We start from the raw sequence: 20,302 nt of genomic DNA on the forward strand, positions 1-20,302 counted from the left end.
GGTGGCCACCCCCACCCGCCCTGCCATCAATGACGGATGGCGATGGTCTTCAAGGTGGTGAAGCCGTACAACGCTTCGAAGCCCTTTTCGCGGCCGTAACCCGACTGGCGCGACCCGCCGAAAGGCAGTTCCACGCCGCCGCCGGCGCCGTAGTTGTTCACGAAGACCTGGCCGGCGCGCAGCTTGCGAGCCAGGCGCATCTGACGGCCGCCGTCGCGCGTCCAGACACCGGCCACCAGGCCGTACAGCGTGCCGTTGGCGATTTCCAGCGCCTCTTCCTCGGTGTCGAACACCATGGCGGCCAGCACCGGGCCAAACACTTCTTCCTGCGCCAGGCGGCTGTTGGGCGGCACGTCGCGGAACAGCACGGGCGGCTGGTAATAGCCCGCTTCGGGCGCGCCTTCCTTCAGCGTGCCGCGCGCGGCCACTTTCAGCCCTTCGGCTTCGGCTTCGGCCAGGAAGCCGCGCACGCGGTCCTGCTGACGGCCGCTGATCAGCGGGCCCACGTCCAGATCTTGCGCGGCGGGGCCGGTCACCGTGGCCGCGAACGCCTCCGACAAACGCTTCAATACGGTTTCGTACACGCCGCGCTGAATCAGCACGCGGCTGCCCGCCGAGCAGGTCTGTCCGGCGTTCTGAATGATGGCGGCCAGCAGCACGGGCAAGGCGGCGTCCAGGTCGGCGTCGTCAAACACGATCTGCGGCGACTTGCCACCCAGTTCCAGGGTGACCGGCACGTGATTGTCGGCGGCGGCGTGGGCCACCATCTTGCCCGTCTGCGGCGAACCCGTGAACGAGATGTGGTCGATACCGGGATGCGCGGACAAGGCGGCGCCGGCTTCATGGCCATAGCCGGTCACGATGTTCAGGGCGCCTGCCGGCAGGCCCACTTCGGCGGCAATCTCGGCCAGCTTCAACAGCGACAGGCACGCATCTTCGGCGGGCTTGACCACGCAGGCATTGCCCGCGGCCAGCGCCGCGCCCACGCTGCGGCCAAAGATTTGCAGCGGGTAGTTCCAGGGCACGATATGGCCGGTAACGCCATGCGCCTCGCGCACGGTCAACACGGTGAAGCCCGGGGTGTAGGGAATGGTCTCGCCATGCAGCTTGTCGACGGCGCCGGCATAGAACTCGAAATAGCGCGCCACGGCGGCGGCGTCGGCACGCGCCTGCTTGATGGGCTTGCCCGTGTCGGCGGATTCCAGTTGGGCCAACTCTTCCTGCCGATCCAGCAGCGCGAAGGCAATCTTCATCAACAGGCGGCTGCGCAAAGCGGGCGCCATCTGGCCCCACTCGCCTTCGAATGCCTGGCGGGCGGCCTGCACCGCGCGGTCGACATCCGCCTCGCCCGAGCGGGCGATCGACTCGAAGGGCTTGCCGTCGGACGGGTTCAGGACGGGGATGGTTTCACCGGTGGCGGCGGCCACCCATTGGTTGGCGATAAAGTTCTTCTGAGTCACGATGTGCGGAGTAAAGTAGCGGCCGAATGGCCTGGGGTGCGCGTCAAGGCGCGGGCGATGTGAGTGATGCGATGTGCTGAGTGCCGGGTGGCAAGCGCCCGAGGCAAACGCCTGGGGGTTAACGCCCGTGGCAAACGTCTGAAAGCAAATTAAGGGAGCCCCCCTAACTTGTCAATTGAATTGACAGCTTTCTTCCTAAGCTTCAGGATTTTTGGCGTCGACTTCGGGTAATCCCTTAGATATCAAGCCTCTGCCTGCCGGTTTGCCACCCGCGATTTCTGTCATGGCGACTGACAACCTTCGGATTTTTTCAACCTCTTCAGGAACGCGCCAATGAGCGATGTGCGTGACCCCCAACTGGATTCCCTGCTGGAATCCGCCTCGCGCCCCCGTCCCGAACTGGACGTGCTGGCAGACGTGGCGTCGGGCTTGGGCTATGTGCGCGCCGAGCGCTTTGCCGAGCGCGTCTATGAAAGCCTGTTCTACGCGATTGCCACCGGCAAGATCGCCCCCGGCAACAAGCTGCCCACCGAATTGGAACTGGCCGCGCTGTTCGAGGTGTCCCGCCCGGTGGTCCGGCAGGCGCTGGACCGCTTGCGCGAAGACCAGTTGGTGGATTCCATCCGAGGCTCGGGTTCCTACGTCCGCGCCAAGCCCGACCTGATGGGCGGCATGCCCGCCGTCGCCCCGGCACGCCGCGTCGGCCACATCCTGGAAGGCCTGGAACTACGCATGGTGATCGAACCCGAATGCGCCTACCTGGCCGCCCTGCGCCGCAGCAGCGACGACCTGCGCGAGATGGACCGCATGCTGACCGGCTACGAAGAGGCCGACGCATCGGGGGCCATCGCCCACCATTACGACTACGGCTTTCACCGCGCCATCGCCACCGCCACCAGCAACCAGCGCTTCGTGCAAGTGTTGAAGTCGCTGGAATACGACGTCAGCCACGCCGTCAACGTCATGCGTCACCTGGTACACAGCGAACCCTGGAAGCGCACCCGCGCCGCCATCGACGAACACCGCCACATCTACCGCCTGATCCAGGACCAAGACGCCGACGGCGCCCGCAACGTCATGCGCGCCCATATTGAAAAAGCGAAGAGCCGGATGCTGAACAGCGGCTCGGAGAGTTGATCAGGGTGAAGTATGCCGAAGCTTAAGCAAGGAACGATTGTTCCCACTCAGGAAGAGGACGAAGCCATCAATCGTGGCATCGCCGCAGACCCGGACACCTATGAACTCAGCATGGCCGAGTTCAAGCAGATGAAGATCCACAGCCCGAAGACCGACGTAACTCCGAAAAAGACCCCCATCCCCCATTGAGCGAATGCCGCGGCCAGCGTTCAGGCGCTGATCGAATGCAGCATGAGCAGGTATCATCTGGCCTTCTCCATGGCGCCCGCCAACCACGCCACGGATGAGTAGCCAGATTTGAAGCTAGATCGGTTTTTTGGAAGGCAGCACCCCTGAGAACCGCATAAACAAACGGTCTACGAAAGATATGAAACTCGCCACCTGGAACGTGAATTCCTTGAACGTACGCCTGCAGCAGGTGCTGGATTGGCTGGCGGCCAATCCGGTTGACGTACTGTGCATCCAGGAACTGAAGCTGACGGACGACAAGTTTCCCGAGGCGGCTTTCAAGGAAGCCGGCTACCACGCCGTCTGGGCGGGCCAGAAGACGTATAACGGCGTGGCGATCGTGTCGCGGGTGCCGGGCACGACGATGGTGCGCAACATCCCCGGCTATGAAGACCCGCAGCAGCGCGTGCTGGCACTGACCTTTCCCAGCCCTGAAGGCGATGTGCGCGTGGTGTGCGCGTATTGCCCCAACGGGCAGTCGGTGGATTCGGACAAGTACATCTACAAGCTGGCGTGGTTTGACGCCATGCGCAATTGGCTGGCCGACGAGATCAAGCAGTTTCCGCGTCTGGCCGTGCTGGGCGACTACAACGTCGCGCCCGCCGATGAAGACGTACACAACCCCGAAAAATGGGAAGGCCAGGTGCTGGTGTCCGAGCCCGAACGCGCCGCCTTGCGCGCCTTGCTCGACTTGGGCCTGACCGATTCCTTCCGCTTGTTCGAGCAGCCGGAGAAGTCGTTTTCGTGGTGGGACTACCGGCAATTCGCCTTCCGTCGCAACGCCGGCCTGCGGATCGACCACGTGCTGCTGTCCGCGCCGCTGGTCAAGCGCTGCGTGGCCTGCGTCATTGACAAGGAACCGCGCCGCAACGAGCAGCCGTCGGACCACGCGCCGGTCGTGGCCACGCTGGAATTCGTCTGAAAATAATTGCCCAGCGCCGTATTGCGCGGCGCTTTGAAGTTCAGGTATAGTTTTGCTCTTGCTTCATTGGGGCGGTAGCTCAGCTGGGAGAGCGTCGCGTTCGCAATGCGAAGGTCGGGAGTTCGATCCTCCTCCGCTCCACCAAACACCAGACGGAAAAGCCTTGGACACCAACATGTGTTCCAAGGCTTTTTTGTTTTTGGGGGGCTACACGGACCGCGTACTCAAACCGCATCCTTATCCAGCCGCCGCACCGCCGCGCTCAGCGTCGACAAATCAAACTCCTTTACCCCACGGCGTGCCAGGCGCATCAGCACCGTCACCACAACCGGCACGAACGCCGCCAGCAAAAACGATTCCAGCAAGAACGTGGGCTTGTCGCCCGGCGCCGGGAAGAAGAACAGCCCTACCGCCAGGCCCGCCGCCGTTGCCGTGGTGGCCGTCGCGCCATCATGCTTGCGGCTGAACAGGCCGTAGAAAACCGGAAACGCCGCGGCCGAGCACAGCAGGTCGGCCAGCAAAAATAGATACAACACGCTGTAGCCTTGCGAGGCCACGATCATCACGGGAATCGCCAGCAGCAGCACGGCCCAGCGGGCCAGTCGCTTCATGTCGCGGCCATTGGCGTGAGGCATCAGGCGGCGCATGTCCACCGCCACGATGCTGGACACCGCGCTGATCGCCGTGTCGGCCGTGCTCATGACCAGCGCCAGGCCCAGCGGAATCAAGGCAATCACGAACCAGGCCGGCGCGTGCGGCATGATGACGCTGAACAGCGCGACAGAGCTATCGCCCTGCGGCGCCAGGCCCACGAACGCCAGGCCGAAGAGACCCATCAAGAAGATGAACGGCGCGGCAAGAATACCGCCCAGCAGGAAACCATTGCGCATCGACCGCGCGTCTTTCGCGGCGTAGATGCGCTGCCAATTGCCCTGATGGAAGATGCCGGTCAACAGGATTGCCACGAAGAACGTCAGGCCCGCCTTCACGCCCACGGGGTCCGTCAAATCCAGCAATTGGGGCGCGCGGGCTTGCAACGCTTCGATGGTGGGCAGCGCGCCGCCCGCCGCCTGCCAGCCCACCACGCACAGGATCACCAGCAACGGCACGATGACCATCATCTGCACTTGGTCGGTGAAGATCGACGAACGCAGCCCGCCGTAGGTGGTGTAAAGCAGCGTCGTGCCCATCACGATGGCGGCGGTGGTCCACAGCGGCACGGGCGCCAGCATGGTGACCAGCTTGGCAATCGCCGTGACTTCGGCCGACAAGGCAATGAACAGATAGAACAGCATGATGAATAGCGCCAGCCCGTACATCGGGCGGCCATAGCGCGCCATCAGGAATTCGGTCAGGGTATGGCCGTGCGGAATCAGTTCACGCATGCGCCGCCCCAACGGAATCATCACCAGGCGCGGAGACATGGACCCCAGCGCATAGCCGATCACCGCCGCCAGCCCACCCCAGGTGGCGGCCTGTGCGGGCGAGAACAGGATCCACGCGCCCAGGGTTGACGCCATCAGCGTCAGGATGGTGCCGAACGCGCCCTGGCTGTTGCGGGCCACGATGTAGTCTTCCAGCGTGCCGCGCTTGCGACGGGTATAGAGCACGCTGGCAACGGCGAAGCCGCCTGAAAACAGCAGCAGCCACAACAAGGCGGTGGTTTGGGTCAGCATGAAAAACAGTCCTCCCTGGCCCGGCCGACAGCCGGACGCGCAACGCGGCGGCCCGTGAGAAACAGGGGCCGCTGATGGATGAAAGTCTAGGGAGGGCGCACGAACCGTGCGATGTCCTTCCCTTCGCCGGCATTACCCGGATCAGGTTCAAAGGGTTACCGCATGACGCGGAATCTCAGCCCAAACGGGCTCCCCCAGGAATTGCCGCAAGATTAGGGTCGCGGCGAGCCAATGTCAACGCATGGATTCGTGCTAAGTTCGCCCGCTTGCGGCACCTGTTTGCATGCGTGCCGGTGAACTGAAGAGCCCACCATGTCCATTGCCCATCGCTCCCCTGCCCTGAACGAACAACTGGTTATTGTCACGGGAGGCGCCCGTGGATTGGGCGCGCACATCACGCGGGCCTTCCTGCGCGAGGGCGCGCGCGTGGTGATCAATTATCTGAACAGTGCGGATGCCGCCCAGGCGCTGGCCGCCACCGCGCCCGACCGGGCGTTGGCGGTACAGGCCGACGTGCGCGACGCCGCCGCCGTGGCCGGGATGATCGCGCAGGCGCAAAGCCACTTCGGCATGCCAGTGACCACAGTGGTCAACAATGCGCTGCCCGCCTTTCAGTTCAATGGCGACGCGCGCCCCCACGCCGACACCCTGACCTGGGACAACCTGAACCAGCAGATCGAAGGCTGCGTGCGCGGCGCGCTGAACACCACGCAGGCCGCGTTGCCCGGCATGCGCAGCGCAGGCGTCGGCCGCATCATCAACATCGGCACCAACCTGGTCCAGAACCCGGTGGTGCCGTACCACGACTACACCGCCGCCAAGGCCGCGTTGCTGTCGTTCACGCGCACGCTGTCGCAGGACCTGGGCCCGGATGGCATCACGGTCAACATGGTGTCGGGCGGCTTGCTGCGCACCACCGATGCATCGGCCGCCACGCCCGAAGCGGTGTTCGACCTGATTGCCGCCAGCACGCCTTTGCGCGCCGTCACCACGCCGGACCAGTTCGCCGATGCGGTGCTGTTCTTCGCCTGCCCCTGGTCGCGCAGCGTCACCGGCCAGAACCTGGTCGTGGACGGCGGCCTCGTCAAGAATTGATCGCCATGCTGCATCTGAACCTGTTCATCTTCGGCTGCGGGCACCACCGCGCCGCGTGGCGCCATCCGGACTCCGCCGCCGAACGCCTGGGCGATATCGGCTATTACGAAGCGCTGGCGCAGACGGCCGAACGCGGCAAGCTCGACGCCATTTTCTTTGCCGACGGGCAGTCCACCGACAACATCGGCGACGGGCCGCGCTGGTACCTGGAACCGCTTACGACCATGGCCGCGATTGCGCGCGCCACCCATCGCATCGGCTTGATCAGCACGGTGTCCAGCACCTTTTTCACGCCCTTTCACGCGGCGCGCATGGTGGCGTCGCTGGACCACATTTCGGGCGGCCGCATGGGCTGGAACGTCGTCACGTCCATGTTCGACGCCGAAGCGCGCAACCACGGCTTTGAAGCCATGCCCGGCCACGATTGGCGTTACGCGCGCGCCGAAGAATTCGTCGACGTGGCCTTGCGCTTGTTCGACTCGTGGCAAGACGACGCCCTGGCCATCGACCGCAACGGCGTCTACGGCGTCCCCGAGCGCGTACGGCAGATCCACCACCATGGCGACCATTTCCTGGTGGACGGCCCGCTGACCGTGCCGCGCCCGCCGCAAGGGCATCCCGTGCTGTTCCAGGCGGGCGCATCCGACCAGGGCCGCGACCTGGCCGCCCGGCGCGCCGAAGCCATCTACGCCGTGGCCTACGACCTCCCGGCCGCGCAAGCCTATTACCGCGACATCAAGCAGCGAGTGCGCGCCGCGGGCCGCAGCGCTTTTGTGCCGATCATGCCGGGCCTGGTCACCTATGTGGGGTCGACCGAGGCCGAAGCGCGCGCCAAGCAGCGCGAGCTGGACGTGTTGTTGCCCAGCGATGCCTCGTTACGCCAGTTGGGCACGTTTGTGTTGCAGGATTGCGCCGCGTGGGAACTGGATGCCCCCGTGCCGCCGCTGCCGCCCCTGCATGAGTTCAAGGGCCCGAAGGGCCGCTACGCCACGATTCTGCGGATTATCGAAACGGAACAACCCACCGTGCGCCAATTGCTGGGGCGCCTGGCGGCGGGTGGCGGCCACTGCACCATGGTGGGCACGCCGGAGCATATTGCCGACCAGATGGAACACTGGTTCAAGAACGAAGGGGCGGATGGGTTCAACCTGATGCCGCCGTCATTGCCAGGCGGCATCGACGATTTCGTGGATCACGTCATTCCGGTTCTGCAACGGCGCGGGCTGTTCCGTACGGAATACGAACACAGCAACTTGCGCGGGCACCTGGGTTTGCAGCGGCCCGCGGGCTGACGGACCGGGCGCGCCCGTCAAGCGGAATTCCGTCTAAATCGCAACGAAATAGCAGACACAATTTATCAATTTGTACGCGACGAGGCGGCCGGCATTTTCCGTAATCAGATCAATGCTTGACGCAACACGAGCCGGCTGCCCGCCCCACGACTTGGCCCAGACTGTTGTAAGCAAGCCATAGCGCGCCCCGTTTTTAGATGTGAACGGGGTAACTGATATTTACTGCTTCAGCCTGCTGTCAGAGGGAGCGAAGCTGAATACGGCCCCAATATGTATATCCAGAACCATTACGTAGTTTTCAGTTTCATGTTTTCGAGCCGCCTTCCCTATTGTTGAGGCCTGGGCTGCTTTCACTCCCCTGAAAGCAGGCAACGCAAGCCTTAGAACCGGATGTGGATATGAAACTAACAAAAACTTTGCTCGTTGGCGCGATTTTGGCTGGCATGGCCGGTGCGGCGCAGGCGGAAACGTCCGTCACCTTGTACGGCATCGTTGACTTGGGTATGACCTATCAACGCGGCAAGGTCGGCACCACCGATTCAAACCGTGGCGTGAATGGCGGCGACTACCACTCCCGGATCGGCATGAACGACGGCATCCAGAACGGTTCGCGTTTTGGCTTGCGCGGCACGGAAGACCTGGGCGACGGCCTGTCGGCGGTCTTCACGTTGGAAAGCGGCTTTACGGCTAACAACGGCAACCGCTCGCAAGGTGACCGCCTGTTCGGCCGCCAAGCCACGGTGGGCCTGAACAGCGACCAATTTGGTCTGCTGGAACTGGGCCGCCAAACCAACATCGCATCCAAGTACTTCGGCGACATCGATCCGTTCGCGCTGGACTACCTGAACGCCAACATGGGCTTGGCCTTCAGCGCCGCGAACACGGTTCGCTACGACAACATGGTCATGTACCAGACCCCGGTCTGGAGCGGCTTCCAAGGCGGCGTCGGTTACTCGTTCTCGACGGACGACGTCGAAGGCCCGACCGGCTTCAAGACCAAGGAAAACAACCGCGCCTGGACGGCCGGCGTGCGCTACGACAACGGCCCCCTGAAGCTTGCCCTGTCCTATGACGTGCAATACCGCAAGCCGAACCAGCCGCAACCGCAGCAGTTCATCATCGGTGGCGCTTACGACTTCGAAGTCATCAAGCTGTCGCTGGCTTATGGCCGTTCCGAAGACGGCGTCTTCGCCGGACAAGACTTTTCGCTGATGGGTGGCCGCCAGCAAGCCGGTGGCACGGCCCAAGGCCAAGGCTTCACCAACGGCCGCTTCACCTGGGACGGCCTGCGCATCAACTCGTACATGGTTGGCGTGAGCGCCCCGATCGGCGCGGCCAGCAACATCTTCGCGTCGTGGCAGCGTGCTGACCCGAACAAGAACCTGTACGCCATGGACATCTACAGCGTCGGCTACACGTACGACCTGTCCAAGCGCACCAACCTGTACGCCCTGGCTTCCTACGCCGACGGCGCCGCCTTCATCAACGGCAACAAGATCAGCACTGTTGGCGCCGGCATCCGCCATCGCTTCTAAACAGGCTGCGGGCCGCCCCTGCTGAGCAGAGTCGGGGCGGCCTATCTGTACTTAGGCCATCCGTGATCGGATGGCCTTTTTTTATCTGGTGTGGGGAAACAGACGCGGCGGCGCTAATGAAAGCGGGCGCGGGAGATTCGCTGCGGGAGACTAGCGGGAGCGCCTCGCTGCGGAGGGCTAGCTGACCGACGGCGCGGGTTCGACACGCTTGGCGGCGTGCGCCGTTGCGCGGGGCGCGCCTGTCGCGCGGGTGGCGGCAATGCGGGCGGCAGTACGGGTGGCAATGCGGGCGACTCTGCGCGCAGCGAACCAGTCGTAAAGGACGACGCCGGGGTGGCGCAACAACACAGCGGCAAAAGCGATCAGTGCAACGCTTGCAATAACCAGGGTTGGCCAGGACATCTGACGCCCCTCCTTGAAGAACATTCCGGCTTGGAAACCAGACGAAAAATCGTGTGCGAAAAACTCACATACGGCGTATTTGGCAGCTACTGTACCGCACAAAACCAGCGAAATTGGCCGTTTCCCGGGTGGAAAACACTGTTCCGTAACTCAGAGAAACACGTCATGGCTGCTGCCGGATACGCCTGGAAAACGCGACGGGGTCCTCTTCCGGCGCGGTAAGAGGGCCGACCGAAGCGCGCTTGCGCAGTTCTTCCAAGGCCACGCTGTCGTCCAACCCGCCCTGCTCGTATAGGTACTCGGGCAGATAGCCCGACAGCAACAGCCTGTGATCCAGCGGCAAGCCCGGCACAATCGCGTTCACCATGTGGTAGACCAGCGTCGTGCAATTGGCGGTGACCGTGTGATAGAACCGGGGCGTTGTGACCAGCGTGTTGGCGGTATTCACGTAAGACAGGAACAGTTCACGCATGGCGCGCTCGGGCATGCGCACCGGATACAGGTAAACTCTTTCGCCGCGCGGCCCGGCGCGCACATACAGAATGTCGCGCTCTTCGGCGGCCACCACGCTCAGTTCGAACTGCTTGAAGAATCCGCCAATCTCCGAGAACTGTTCGCCGCGTTCCTTGCGGATTTCAACCGAGAACACCACGTGCCGCCCGTCGGAAAAGCCGAAGGAAACCAGCGTGTGCGCGATGGCGGGGCCTGCCCAATACGACAGCGCCATGTCCACGGACTCAAGCTGGTCCAGATCGTACTGCCGCGTTTCCCAGCGCACGGTGTAGTCGTCGTCCGCGCGCCAGTCGAAATTGCGGACGTTTTCAAGCGTGACCGTTGAGCCCTGCACGGTGCCGCGCAGCATCTTCGCCACGTCGTCGGCCCAGATGCGGTCATTGCTTGGCGCCAGGGTCTGCCACCAACCGCACAGCAGCGCCAACCCGATCACGTAGGCCCACCCCGCTTGCCGCCGCCACCGGCTTGCGCGCCACCGCGTTTTGCACCACAGCGCCAGCACGGCGCCCACGCATAACGCGGTCCACACCAGGCCCGCGGCCCCCTTGCCCCACGCGCCGCCAGGCGCTTGATAGGCCAGTGCCAAGCAGCCCCACACGGCGGACGCGGCCAGCAGCAGCGTCAACAACACCCGTCCTGCCACGGCCAACCCTCGGCGCAAGCCGCCCTGCCCCACCGGCCTAGCCACCGCCATGCTGGCTCACGATTTCCAGCACGCCGTTGATGACGAACTGGACCCCCATGCACACCAGCAAAAAGCCCATCACGCGCGAGATGGCTTCGACGCCGCTCTGCCCGATCACGGCGACGATACGGCCCGCCGAGCGCAGGCACACCCAGAACAGCACGCCCAGCAAGACGAAGACGATGACGGGGGTGACGACCACCACCCACTCGGGGTATTGCGGCGTAATGGAGGCATCCACCGAGGCCGCGCCGCTGATGATCATGGCGATGGTGCCGGGCCCCGCCGTGCCGGGCAGCGCCAGCGGCACGAACGCAATGTTGGGCACCTGCCGGGTTTGGGCGTCGGCCGCTGCTTCCGCGGCCAGCGTGCGAGGTTCCGCCGGCGGAAACAGCATGCTGAACCCGATGCTGACCACGATCAGCCCGCCCGCGATGCGCAGGCCCGGAATCGAGATGCCGAACGTGTGCATGATCCACGCGCCCGCGTAGTAGGTCACCAGCATGACGCCCACCACATAGAACGCCGCCTGCGTCACCTGGCGTTCTCGCTCTTTATAAGGAATCTGCCCGCCTAGCGACAGCAGCAAGGTCATGGACGTCAGGGGGTTGGCCAAGGGCAGCATCAGCGCCAGGCCCAGGCTGGTGAGCTTGGCCAGTTCGATCAGGTCATCAATCATGGGACTCCTGAAAAAAATGCGGGTAAATAGTGCGGGCAGAACAAGCGCGGACTTCGCCGCGCGTTGTGTAGCGCACTCTACCTTACCCATTTCCCGGTGTCGCCCCACCCGCGCCATCAGCATCAGGCTTTCTGATTATCAACATCCATTAAACTGATGCAATTGCCGTGGCGGATGGCGCTGCCTAGCATAGCTGGATAGCTGGGATAGCTGGCACAGCGAAGACGGCACGAGGCTATCGTGCCCCACCCGCAGCGCCTGTCAGCCCACCCACCGCCGCGCATTCATTTTGTGACCCGGAGTTTTCCCTTGAGCGACCTCTTTCATTTCAGCCGTGGCACCGCCCCGCTGCTGATTTCCATTCCCCATCTTGGCAGCCAGATTCCCGATGCGCAGCGCGCGCAAATGACGCCCTTGGGCTTGCAGTCCGGCGACACCGACTGGCACCTGGACACGCTGTACCAATTTGCCCAGGCCCTGGGCGCTTCCGTGATCGGCGCGCGCTATTCGCGCTATGTGGTGGACCTGAACCGCCCGCCCAACGACGAAAGCCTGTACCCCGGCCAGACCAAGACGGGCCTCTGCCCCACCCAGACCTTCCGTGGCGATGCGCTCTACCAGGACGACGCCGTGCTGACCGACGCCGAACGCGCGCAGCGCTTGCAGACCTATTGGCAGCCGTACCACGCGCAACTGCGCAGCGAAATCGACCGCATCAAGGCCGAGCACGGCACCGTGCTGCTGTGGGAAGCGCATTCCATCGCCAGCGTGTTGCCGCGCCTGTTCGACGGCAAGCTGCCCGACTTGAACATCGGCACGTCCGACGGCGCCGCCTGCGCGCCCGACATCCTGGCCGCCGTCCAGGCGCAACTGGACCCTTGCACCGACTACACCTGGGCCGTCAATGGCCGCTTCAAGGGCGGCTACATCACGCGCCACTATGGCTCGCCGGCCGACAACGTACATGCCATCCAACTGGAAATGTGCCAGTCCACCTACATGGACGAAACGCATCCCTACGGCTATCGCCCCGACCTGGCCGGCCGCGTCATCCCGGTGGTCGAAGCCATGGTGCGGGCCGCGCTGGAGCAGACCACGGCGCGCCAGCGCTAAGCACCAAGCGCTAAGCGCTAAGCGATAAACGCCAAGCGCCAGCCTTTCCTCCACCGTATCCAGGACAACCCAGGCCATGAACCGCTTTTCCTTCAGCACGACGGAAAACTATCCGGAATGGAGCCTGCTGTTGACCTGGGTGGCGGTGGTGGAAGCCGCGTCGGTGTCCGGCGCGGCGCGCCTGCTGGGCCTGTCGCAGGCGGCGGTGTCGCAGCGGGTCAAGCAACTCGAAGCCGCCATGTCGACCGAGCTGCTGGACCGCAGCACGCGCCCGGCCCGGCCGACCCCAGCGGGCGAACTGCTGTTCGATCACGCCGCGCGCCTATTGGCGCAAGCCGGCGACATGACGGAAAGCGTGCGCAACCTGAGCCGCGCCAAGCGCAACATCGTGCGCTTCGGCTGCGTGGATTCCTTTGCCGGCACCTTGGGGCCGACCTTGATCCATGGCCTGTCCGGCGCGTCGCGCCAGATTCGTTTGTGGTCGGGCATTACGCCCGTGCTGGACAAGCAACTGGAAGACCGGCAACTGGACCTTGTCGTCACCACCAGCGCCGTAGCGGGCAAGCCCACCATCCGCAAGATCAGCCTGTTCAGCGAACCCTATGTGCTGATCGTGCCGCGCACGCTGGACGTGGACAAGATCGGCTCGTTGAAAGACCTGGGCAAGCGCATGCAGTTCATCCGCTACAGCGCGCGTTCATTCATCGGCGCGGAAATCGACCGCCTGATCGAAGCGCACGACGTGATGATCGAACGCACCTTCGAATTCGACAACACGGACCCGCTGCTCAGCCTGGTCACGGCGGGCATCGGCTTTGCGATCAGCACGCCGCTGTGCATCTGGCAGTCGCGCCATTTCGTGGACCAGTTGCGGGTGCTGCCGCTGGCGCCGTATCTGGGCGTGACGCGCGCCGACGATCCCGGCCTGTCGCGCACGCTATACCTGGCCTCGCGCCAGCAAGAGGTGGGCAAGCTGCCCACCGAGGCGCGCGACGTGATCCTGATGGCGGTGGAACGCCTGATCCAGAAAGACATCGCGCCCGCCCTCGGCCTGCCGCCCGCCACGCTCTGGCGCAGCATGCGGCGTTGACGCGGGCGGGCGCTTAAGCTCTTACAGCCCTTACTGCCCTTACAGTGACGCGGTCAGCGTCGGCACGGCCTCGAACAGGTCTCCCACCAAGCCATAATCCGCCACCCCGAAGATCGGCGCATCGCCGTCCTTGTTGATGGCGACGATGGTCTTGGAATCCTTCATGCCCGCCAGGTGCTGGATGGCGCCCGAAATACCCACCGCGATGTAGAGCGCCGGCGCCACGATCTTGCCGGTCTGCCCCACCTGCCAGTCGTTGGGCGCATAGCCCGCGTCCACCGCCGCGCGCGAGGCGCCCAGCGCCGCGCCCAGCTTTTCGGCCAGCGGGTCCAGCAGCTTGAAATGTTCGGCGCTGCCCAGCCCGCGCCCGCCCGACACCACCACGCGCGCACCGCCCAGTTCGGGCCGTTCCGACGCGGCGATGTCTCGGCGCTTGAATTGCGTAAGGCCCAGGTCGGCCACGGCGGCAATGGGTTCGATCGCGGCATTGCCGCCGTCCTCGGCCGCCGCATCGAATGCGGTGGGGCGGATCGTCGCCACCACGACGGCATAGCCGCTTTTTACCGTAGCAATGGCGTTGCCCGCGTAGATGGGGCGCTTGAACGTGTCGCGCGCCAGCACCTCGATCACGTCCGACACCTGCTCCACATCCAGCAGCGCGGCAATGCGCGGGGCCACGCTCTTGCCCTGCGTGGTGGCAGCCATGAACACATGGGTGTAGACATCCACGGCCGCGGCGACCGCTTGCGCCGCCAGGTTCTCGGCCAGGCCGTCGGCCAGATGCGGTGCGTCCGCCAGCAGCACTTTCTGCACGCCCGCGATGCGCGCGGCGGCTTGCGCCACGGCCTGCGCGCCCGCGCCCGCCACCAGCACATGGATCGGCATGCCCAGCTTGGCGCCAGCGGTAACGGCGTTGCGCGTGCCGCTATTCAGGGTGTGGTTGTCGTGTTCGGCAATAACTAGGACCGTCATCAGATCACCTTGGCTTCGTTCTTCAGTTTGTCGACCAGCGCGGCCACATCGGCCACCTTGATGCCGGGCGCGCGCGCCGCGGGCTCTTCCACGCGCAAGGTCGACAGGCGCGACGCGGGGTCCACGCCCAAGCCCTCGGGCGTGTCGATGTCCACCGGCTTTTTCTTTGCTTTCATGATGTTGGGCAGCGTGACGTAGCGCGGTTCGTTCAAGCGCAAGTCGGCCGTCACGATGGCGGGCAGCGTCAGGTGCAGCACTTCCAGGCCGCCGTCCACTTCGCGCGTGACACGCGCCGTGCCGCCGTCGATCTCGATGGCGCTGGCGTTGGTGGCTTGCGGCCAGCCCAACAGCGCGGCCAGCATCTGGCCCGTCTGGCAGGCGTCATCATCAATGGCCTGTTTGCCCAAAATCACCAGCGCGGGCTGTTCTTTCTGCACCACGGCGCGCAGCAGCTTGGCGACGGCCAGCGGTTGCAGCGCGGCGTCGGTCTGCACCAGCACGCCACGGTCGGCGCCAATGGCCAGCGCCGTGCGCAGCGTCTCCTGCGATTGCGCGGGGCCGCAAGACACGGCGACAACCTCCGTCGCCACGCCCTGCTCTTTCAGGCGCACGGCCGCCTCGACGGCGATTTCATCGAACGGGTTCATCGACATCTTGACGTTGCCGATGTCCACACCGCTTTGATCGGCCTTCACGCGCACCTTGACGTTGTAGTCAACCACGCGCTTGACCGCGGTTAATACCTTCATGCAAACACTCCTGGGTCAGGGAATTTCGGATCAAATGGAACGAATAAAACAGAACAGGTCAGACGGCAGCAGGCGCTAGCACGCGCACATCCAGCACCGCTGCGGCCACGCCGTTCCGTGCCGTAGGCTGCGCAGGCGCAAAGGCCTGCCGCGCATCGATGTCACAGGACGGACCGACGATGTAGTCGCCCGCCGCCAGCGCCACGCCGGCATCTGCGGGGTGGTTCAAGCGTCCCGCCTGCGCGGCGACAACGATACGCAGCGTGTGCGTCGTGGCGCTGGCTTGCGCCAGCCCGCCCGCCTGTACCGCAGACTGCCCGCCGCCCACGCACAAGACGCTGGCCACCGCCGCGCCGCGCAACACAAACAGGTTCAGCACGCGCACCGGCCCATTCAACAGGCGCGATTGAAATCCCGCATCGCCCGCGAAGGCCGTGGCCACACCGGGTACAAGCGTGATGCGCTCGGCATCGGCAACGTCGGCCACATCCGCCCCCTCCGCAACCAGCTCCACACCGCCGCCCGTCAACACCACCGATACGCGGTCATAGCCCGGGAAGCGGGAATACGGCCCGTCGCGATCGATGTCCGCCACGCTCACCCGCCAGCGCGGCGGTTGCTGGGCGGCATCCACCGACAACGTGCGCGTGACGCCGCCGCCGTTCTTCCAGGGTTCAGGCGTAACGGCCAACCAGCTTGCGTGCAGCGGGCGCATCGCGTTACGAGACGGCGCCAAGGCCGTACTTGCCGGTCAGCAACGCACCGCTGGCAAAGCGGCCGATGTCATAAGGCTTGAGCGACACGTCCGTGGCCAGCCCCAGCGCTTCCTGCGCCAGCACGCGGCCCACGGTTGGCGACAGCTTGAAGCCGTGGCCTGAAAACCCGAAGCCCACGATCAGGCCCTGCACGCCCGGGACGCGGCCCAGCACCGGGTTCCAGTCCGGGGTGACGTCGTACACGCCCGTCCACGACGAGGCCAGGCCCGCCGTCTCGTAGGCGGGAAAGCGCGTCGCGACCTGCTCGCCCACTTCGGCCACATAGTCCAGCGGAATATCGCCTTGCTCGGCGTCGCAGTTTTGCAGCGCCTCGCCCACGATGCCTTCGCTGACCAGCATCTGGTTGCCGCCATAGCTGCGGCAATACAGCATGCCGGGCGAGGCCAGGTCCTTGAAGACCGGCATGGAATAGGTATAGGGCGCGGCGTCGCATTCCAGCGCCAGCACCGCGTGGCGCTCAGGCACGACCGGCATGGCCACGCCGGTCCAGCCCGCCAGTTCGGAGGTCCAGATGTTCTGCGTGCTGATCACCACGGGGCTGGCGTAATCGCCGTCAGAGGTGGACACGCCCACCACGCGGCCGTTTTCCACCAGCAGTTTTTTCACGTCCACGTTTTCGCGGATGGTCACGCCCCGGCGGCGGGCGCCGCGCGCGAAGCTGGTGGCCACCAGATAGGCGTCGGCAAAGCCTGCTTCCGGTTCAAAGCCGATCAGCGCGGCGTTGTCGAACGAGGCAATGGGCAGCAGCTCGCGGGCCTGGGCGGGGTTCAGCAATTCCAGCGCAATGCCTTGTTCACGCTGCTGGTCCAGCGCGCTCTGCAAGGGCGCCAGCTTGTCGTCGTCGGCGGCGGTGATCAGATAACCGCACTTGACCAGGCCGCAGGACGCTTCGTCGTCACCGACGTAGCTGGCGAAGTGGTTGAACACGTTCCAGGAACGCTGCGCCAGCTCCACGTTTTCGCGCACCGAATAATGGGTGCGCAAAATGCCGGACGACTGCGAGGTCGTGCCCGCGCCGATGGTCGCGCGGTCCAGCACCAGCACGTTCTTCGCGCCCAGCTCCGCCAGGTGGAACGCCACCGAACTGCCGATCACGCCGGCACCAATCACGATCACGTCATAACTTTTCACGACAAGGCTCCAAGGACAAGTGGCGCGAGTGTGAACCTGCGTTAGTGGGCCGATCGCAATATAAGCATCGCGAATACTTAATAAAAGCGCCGCAAGAACAGGGCGTGACAAAAGCAGATTGCTTAAGCGCGGCGAATTTTGACCATCGCCGCTCCTTATATTCATGGCTTGGCGCGGCGGCCGGGTGAAAGTCTCGTCTGCCGCACCATAGAGTGCCGGCGACATGGAATCTATCCGTCAATCTACATCCACGTAGGGGAAAAATATGAACATGAATCGCCGCGCCATGCTGGTGCGCACCGCTGCCCTGGCGGGCGCAAGCGCCCTGGGCTTTCCGATGATCGGCCGCGCCGCCAATGCGTCTTATACGTATGGCGGCTCGGCGTGGCTGGGCCACTATTCGGCCTACATCGCCATGAAAACGGGCCTGTTCGCCAAGCAAGGCCTGGACATCAAGTGGCAAAGCTTCGCCACGTCGTCCGACCGCATGAGCGCCGTGATGGCCGGCAACATCGACCTGGCCGGCACCGGCGTGGTGTCGTCGCTGGCCTTGATGGCGGCCGGCGCGCGCCAGTTTCAGGTGATCGCCACGCCCAACAACTTCGGCCGCGCCGAAGGCGTGCTGGTGCGCGAAGACGTGAAGTCGGTGGCGGACCTGAAGGGCAAGAAGATCGGCGTCACCTACGCCTCCAGCGCGCACGTGCTGCTGCTTGATGTGCTGCGCCAGGCCGGTCTGGACGCCGAGCGCGACGTGTCCATCATCAACCTGCCGGCCACCAACCTGCTGTCCGCCTACCAGGGCAAGCAGATTGACGCGGCAGTGGCCTGGACGCCCGCGTTCGACCGCATCAAGGCCGTGCCCGGCACGCACGTGCTGCTGGACGACACCGCGTTCTCGCTCTACAAGCAATACGCCATCACTCCCGGCCCGGACGTGCTGCTGACGCACGCCAAGCTGGGGCGCGAGAACCCGGAAGCGGTGAAGAAATTCCTGCACGCGGTGTTCCAGGCCAACGCCATGCTGACCGAGCAGCCCGATGAGGCCGCCGGCGTGCTGTTGGAGCTGACCGGCTTGTCGCGCCCCGAGCAACTGGCCGTCATCAAGCAAACGCAGTGGTATTCCGCCGCCGACCAGAAGGCCTTGATGGTGGACCCGGGCAACTTCGTCACCGGCATGCAGCAGTTGGCCCAGATGCTGGTGTCGCTCAAGCAGATCGACAAGGCGCCCCAGGTCAAGGACTGGGTCCAGGCCTCGTACCTGTAAACGCGGAACCCACTCGCCATGTCCGCGCGCTTGTCTTCAAAGGAAACACGGCTGATCTGGGTCAGCGTGTTTTCGCTTCTTGGCTTTCTGTTGCTGTGGGAAGGCCTGTGCCGTGCCGGCGCGGTCGACCCCATCTTTTTGCCCGCGCCGTCCCAGGTGCTTGCGCGGGCCTTGTCCATGTCGGACCAGGGCACGCTGTTCTACAACGTGCTGGCGTCCACGCGCCGCGTGATGGTGGGCTTTCTGGCGGCCGTTTTCGTGGCCATACCGCTGGGCATCTTGCTGGGCACCTCGAAGGTGGCGCGCGCCGTCTTCGACCCCATCATCTCGTTCCTGCGGCCGCTGCCGTCGATGAGCTGGATTCCGCTGTCGCTCTTGTGGTTCGGCATTACCGAAACGCAGAAGTACAGCATCGTCTTCATGGGCTCGTTCGTGCCCGCGCTGCTGTATGTGATGGAAGCCTCGCGCAGCATTGACCCGGTGCTGGTGCGCGCGGCGCGCAACCTGGGCGCCAACCGCTGGCAGGTGATGCGTGAGGTGCTGTTTCCCGGCTGCCTGCCGCAGATTCTGTCGGGCATGAAGATCATTCTGGGCCTGTCCTGGACCTGCGTGATCTCGGCGGAACTGGTCGCTTCGCGGGAAGGCCTGGGCTTCATGATCATGAACGGCAAGGAATTCTTCCAGACCGACACCGTGGTGCTCGGCATGGTGCTGATCAGTTTCACCGTGCTGGTGACCGATCTGTGTTTGCGGCTTCTTGAACGGTGGGTGCTGGCATGGCAACGATGAACGAAACGATGATCCAGCTGACCGACGTGTCCAAGGCCTATGGCGACGTGACCGTGCTGGACAAGGTCAACCTGGAGGTCAAGCGGGGTGAATTCCTGGTGCTGCTGGGCGCGTCCGGCTGTGGCAAGTCCACCTTGCTGAACCTGATGGCCGGCTTCATCCAGCCCAACACGGGCACCGTCGCCATCAATGGCAAGACGGTCACCGACGTGACCGCCGCCTGCGGCATGGTGTTTCAGCAGTACGCGCTGTTTCCGTGGCGCACGGTGCAAGAGAACGTGGAATTCGGCTTGAAAATGCGCGGCATGTCCAAACAGGAACGTGCCCCGATTGCCCGCAAGTTCATCGAGATGGTGGGTTTGAAACAGGCGGCGGACAAGTATCCGCATGCGCTGTCGGGCGGCATGAAGCAGCGCGTGTCAATTGCGCGCGTGCTGGCCAACGACCCGGACGTGATGCTGTTCGACGAGCCCTTCGCCGCGCTGGATGCCATGACGCGTCAGGTGCTGCAAGATCAGCTGCTGTCCATCTACGAACAAAGCGGCAAGACGATTGTGTTCATCACGCATTCGATCGACGAGGCGCTGACGCTGTCCACCCGCATGGCCGTAATGGGCTCCAAGCCCGGGCGCATCGTGCAAGACATCCACAATGACCTACCGCATCCGCGCAGTGCCGACGTGCAGTTGTCACCACGCTTTGTGGAATTGAAGCGGTCGATCTGGGAACGGGTGCAGGAAGAAGTCACGCGCAGCATGGAGCTGACGACCGACTAGGCGGGTCTGGTCTGGCCG

The 20,302-nt window shown here is 64.3% G+C and carries 20 protein-coding genes, 1 tRNA gene and 1 riboswitch; of the genes, 12 read left to right on the plus strand and 9 right to left on the minus strand.

Annotated elements, in window-relative coordinates; genetic code table 11:
- Nucleotides 1-26: 26 nt before the first annotated feature.
- On the minus strand, nucleotides 27-1,463 hold the full coding sequence (locus tag ACE04A_RS19310; RefSeq protein WP_485813811.1) for an aldehyde dehydrogenase family protein: 1,437 nt from the start codon (nucleotides 1,461-1,463) through the stop codon (nucleotides 27-29).
- A 330-nt stretch (nucleotides 1,464-1,793) separates the two neighbouring features.
- Between ACE04A_RS19310 and ACE04A_RS19315 the strand changes: the two genes are divergently transcribed.
- The 4 genes from ACE04A_RS19315 to ACE04A_RS19330 all read left to right on the plus strand — a co-directional run bounded on the left by ACE04A_RS19315 (nucleotide 1,794) and on the right by ACE04A_RS19330 (nucleotide 3,891).
- On the plus strand, nucleotides 1,794-2,597 hold the full coding sequence (locus ACE04A_RS19315) for a FadR/GntR family transcriptional regulator (RefSeq protein WP_485820411.1): 804 nt from the start codon (nucleotides 1,794-1,796) through the stop codon (nucleotides 2,595-2,597).
- 12 nt (nucleotides 2,598-2,609) lie between these two features.
- Complete coding sequence (locus ACE04A_RS19320; protein ID WP_448717150.1) at nucleotides 2,610-2,786, plus strand: hypothetical protein; 177 nt, start codon at nucleotides 2,610-2,612, stop codon at nucleotides 2,784-2,786.
- 178 nt (nucleotides 2,787-2,964) lie between these two features.
- A complete protein-coding gene (gene xth, locus ACE04A_RS19325; RefSeq protein ID WP_259248900.1) occupies nucleotides 2,965-3,747 on the plus strand; it encodes an exodeoxyribonuclease III in 783 nt (260 codons plus the stop codon).
- 68 nt (nucleotides 3,748-3,815) lie between these two features.
- Nucleotides 3,816-3,891, plus strand: a tRNA-Ala gene (locus tag ACE04A_RS19330).
- Between the two features lie 80 nt (nucleotides 3,892-3,971).
- Here ACE04A_RS19330 and ACE04A_RS19335 read toward each other — a convergent pair.
- Complete coding sequence (locus ACE04A_RS19335) at nucleotides 3,972-5,423, minus strand: sodium:solute symporter family protein (protein WP_259248902.1); 1,452 nt, start codon at nucleotides 5,421-5,423, stop codon at nucleotides 3,972-3,974.
- Nucleotides 5,424-5,524: 101 nt separating this feature from the next.
- Nucleotides 5,525-5,629, minus strand: a riboswitch (TPP riboswitch).
- 106 nt (nucleotides 5,630-5,735) lie between these two features.
- Here ACE04A_RS19335 and ACE04A_RS19340 point away from each other — a divergent pair.
- The 3 genes from ACE04A_RS19340 to ACE04A_RS19350 all read left to right on the plus strand — a co-directional run bounded on the left by ACE04A_RS19340 (nucleotide 5,736) and on the right by ACE04A_RS19350 (nucleotide 9,345).
- Nucleotides 5,736-6,518 (plus strand): 3-oxoacyl-ACP reductase, encoded by a 783-nt coding sequence (locus ACE04A_RS19340; RefSeq protein WP_259248904.1) that lies wholly within the window; start codon nucleotides 5,736-5,738, stop codon nucleotides 6,516-6,518.
- Between the two features lie 5 nt (nucleotides 6,519-6,523).
- The gene (locus ACE04A_RS19345) at nucleotides 6,524-7,810 is read left to right on the plus strand and encodes an LLM class flavin-dependent oxidoreductase (RefSeq protein WP_485820412.1); all 1,287 of its coding nucleotides are present in this window, start codon (nucleotides 6,524-6,526) and stop codon (nucleotides 7,808-7,810) included.
- Between the two features lie 398 nt (nucleotides 7,811-8,208).
- The gene (locus ACE04A_RS19350) at nucleotides 8,209-9,345 is read left to right on the plus strand and encodes a porin (RefSeq protein WP_259248908.1); all 1,137 of its coding nucleotides are present in this window, start codon (nucleotides 8,209-8,211) and stop codon (nucleotides 9,343-9,345) included.
- Between the two features lie 177 nt (nucleotides 9,346-9,522).
- Here ACE04A_RS19350 and ACE04A_RS19355 read toward each other — a convergent pair whose 3' ends face one another.
- The 3 genes from ACE04A_RS19355 to ACE04A_RS19365 all read right to left on the minus strand — a co-directional run bounded on the left by ACE04A_RS19355 (nucleotide 9,523) and on the right by ACE04A_RS19365 (nucleotide 11,624).
- Complete coding sequence (locus ACE04A_RS19355) at nucleotides 9,523-9,747, minus strand: hypothetical protein (protein ID WP_279994536.1); 225 nt, start codon at nucleotides 9,745-9,747, stop codon at nucleotides 9,523-9,525.
- 163 nt (nucleotides 9,748-9,910) lie between these two features.
- Nucleotides 9,911-10,954 carry an Lnb N-terminal periplasmic domain-containing protein gene (locus ACE04A_RS19360; RefSeq protein ID WP_448717154.1) on the minus strand — a complete coding sequence of 348 codons (1,044 nt, stop codon included), beginning with the start codon at nucleotides 10,952-10,954 and terminating at the stop codon, nucleotides 9,911-9,913.
- Entirely contained in the window at nucleotides 10,941-11,624 is a 684-nt protein-coding gene (locus ACE04A_RS19365) for a MarC family NAAT transporter (protein WP_279994534.1), read from the minus strand. The genes ACE04A_RS19360 and ACE04A_RS19365 overlap by 14 nt, the downstream gene beginning before the upstream one ends.
- Before the next feature lie 309 nt (nucleotides 11,625-11,933).
- On the opposite strand from ACE04A_RS19365, the gene hutG reads away from it, so the two are divergent.
- Both hutG and ACE04A_RS19375 read left to right on the plus strand, forming a co-directional pair.
- Entirely contained in the window at nucleotides 11,934-12,737 is an 804-nt protein-coding gene (hutG, locus tag ACE04A_RS19370) for an N-formylglutamate deformylase (RefSeq protein WP_050447943.1), read from the plus strand.
- A 76-nt stretch (nucleotides 12,738-12,813) separates the two neighbouring features.
- A complete protein-coding gene (locus ACE04A_RS19375) occupies nucleotides 12,814-13,827 on the plus strand; it encodes a LysR family transcriptional regulator (protein ID WP_127184213.1) in 1,014 nt (337 codons plus the stop codon).
- A gap of 39 nt (nucleotides 13,828-13,866) precedes the next feature.
- Here the strand turns inward: ACE04A_RS19375 and ACE04A_RS19380 are convergent, their stop codons facing one another.
- From ACE04A_RS19380 to ACE04A_RS19395, 4 genes are read right to left on the minus strand one after another with little or no spacing between them, the layout of a single operon-like run.
- Nucleotides 13,867-14,799 (minus strand): electron transfer flavoprotein subunit alpha/FixB family protein, encoded by a 933-nt coding sequence (locus ACE04A_RS19380; protein WP_448717155.1) that lies wholly within the window; start codon nucleotides 14,797-14,799, stop codon nucleotides 13,867-13,869.
- Nucleotides 14,799-15,548, minus strand: coding sequence for an electron transfer flavoprotein subunit beta/FixA family protein (locus ACE04A_RS19385; protein WP_279994528.1), 750 nt, complete (start codon nucleotides 15,546-15,548; stop codon nucleotides 14,799-14,801). The genes ACE04A_RS19380 and ACE04A_RS19385 overlap by 1 nt, the downstream gene beginning before the upstream one ends.
- A 58-nt stretch (nucleotides 15,549-15,606) precedes the next feature.
- Nucleotides 15,607-16,263, minus strand: a complete 657-nt coding sequence (locus ACE04A_RS19390; RefSeq protein WP_448717157.1) for a HutD/Ves family protein — start codon at nucleotides 16,261-16,263, stop codon at nucleotides 15,607-15,609.
- 4 nt (nucleotides 16,264-16,267) lie between these two features.
- On the minus strand, nucleotides 16,268-17,455 hold the full coding sequence (locus ACE04A_RS19395) for an NAD(P)/FAD-dependent oxidoreductase (RefSeq protein WP_448717159.1): 1,188 nt from the start codon (nucleotides 17,453-17,455) through the stop codon (nucleotides 16,268-16,270).
- A 265-nt stretch (nucleotides 17,456-17,720) separates the two neighbouring features.
- Here ACE04A_RS19395 and ACE04A_RS19400 point away from each other — a divergent pair, with 265 nt between their 5' ends.
- The 3 genes from ACE04A_RS19400 to ACE04A_RS19410 are packed head-to-tail and all read left to right on the plus strand — an operon-like array spanning nucleotide 17,721 to nucleotide 20,284.
- Nucleotides 17,721-18,719 (plus strand): aliphatic sulfonate ABC transporter substrate-binding protein, encoded by a 999-nt coding sequence (locus ACE04A_RS19400; RefSeq protein WP_259248930.1) that lies wholly within the window; start codon nucleotides 17,721-17,723, stop codon nucleotides 18,717-18,719.
- Nucleotides 18,720-18,737: 18 nt separating this feature from the next.
- The gene (locus ACE04A_RS19405) at nucleotides 18,738-19,508 is read left to right on the plus strand and encodes an ABC transporter permease (protein ID WP_448717160.1); all 771 of its coding nucleotides are present in this window, start codon (nucleotides 18,738-18,740) and stop codon (nucleotides 19,506-19,508) included.
- Nucleotides 19,496-20,284 (plus strand): ABC transporter ATP-binding protein, encoded by a 789-nt coding sequence (locus ACE04A_RS19410; RefSeq protein ID WP_167401008.1) that lies wholly within the window; start codon nucleotides 19,496-19,498, stop codon nucleotides 20,282-20,284. Before ACE04A_RS19405 ends, ACE04A_RS19410 begins: the two co-directional genes overlap by 13 nt.
- Nucleotides 20,285-20,302: the final 18 nt, after the last annotated feature.

Source organism: Achromobacter colocynthidis (assembly GCF_057334535.1).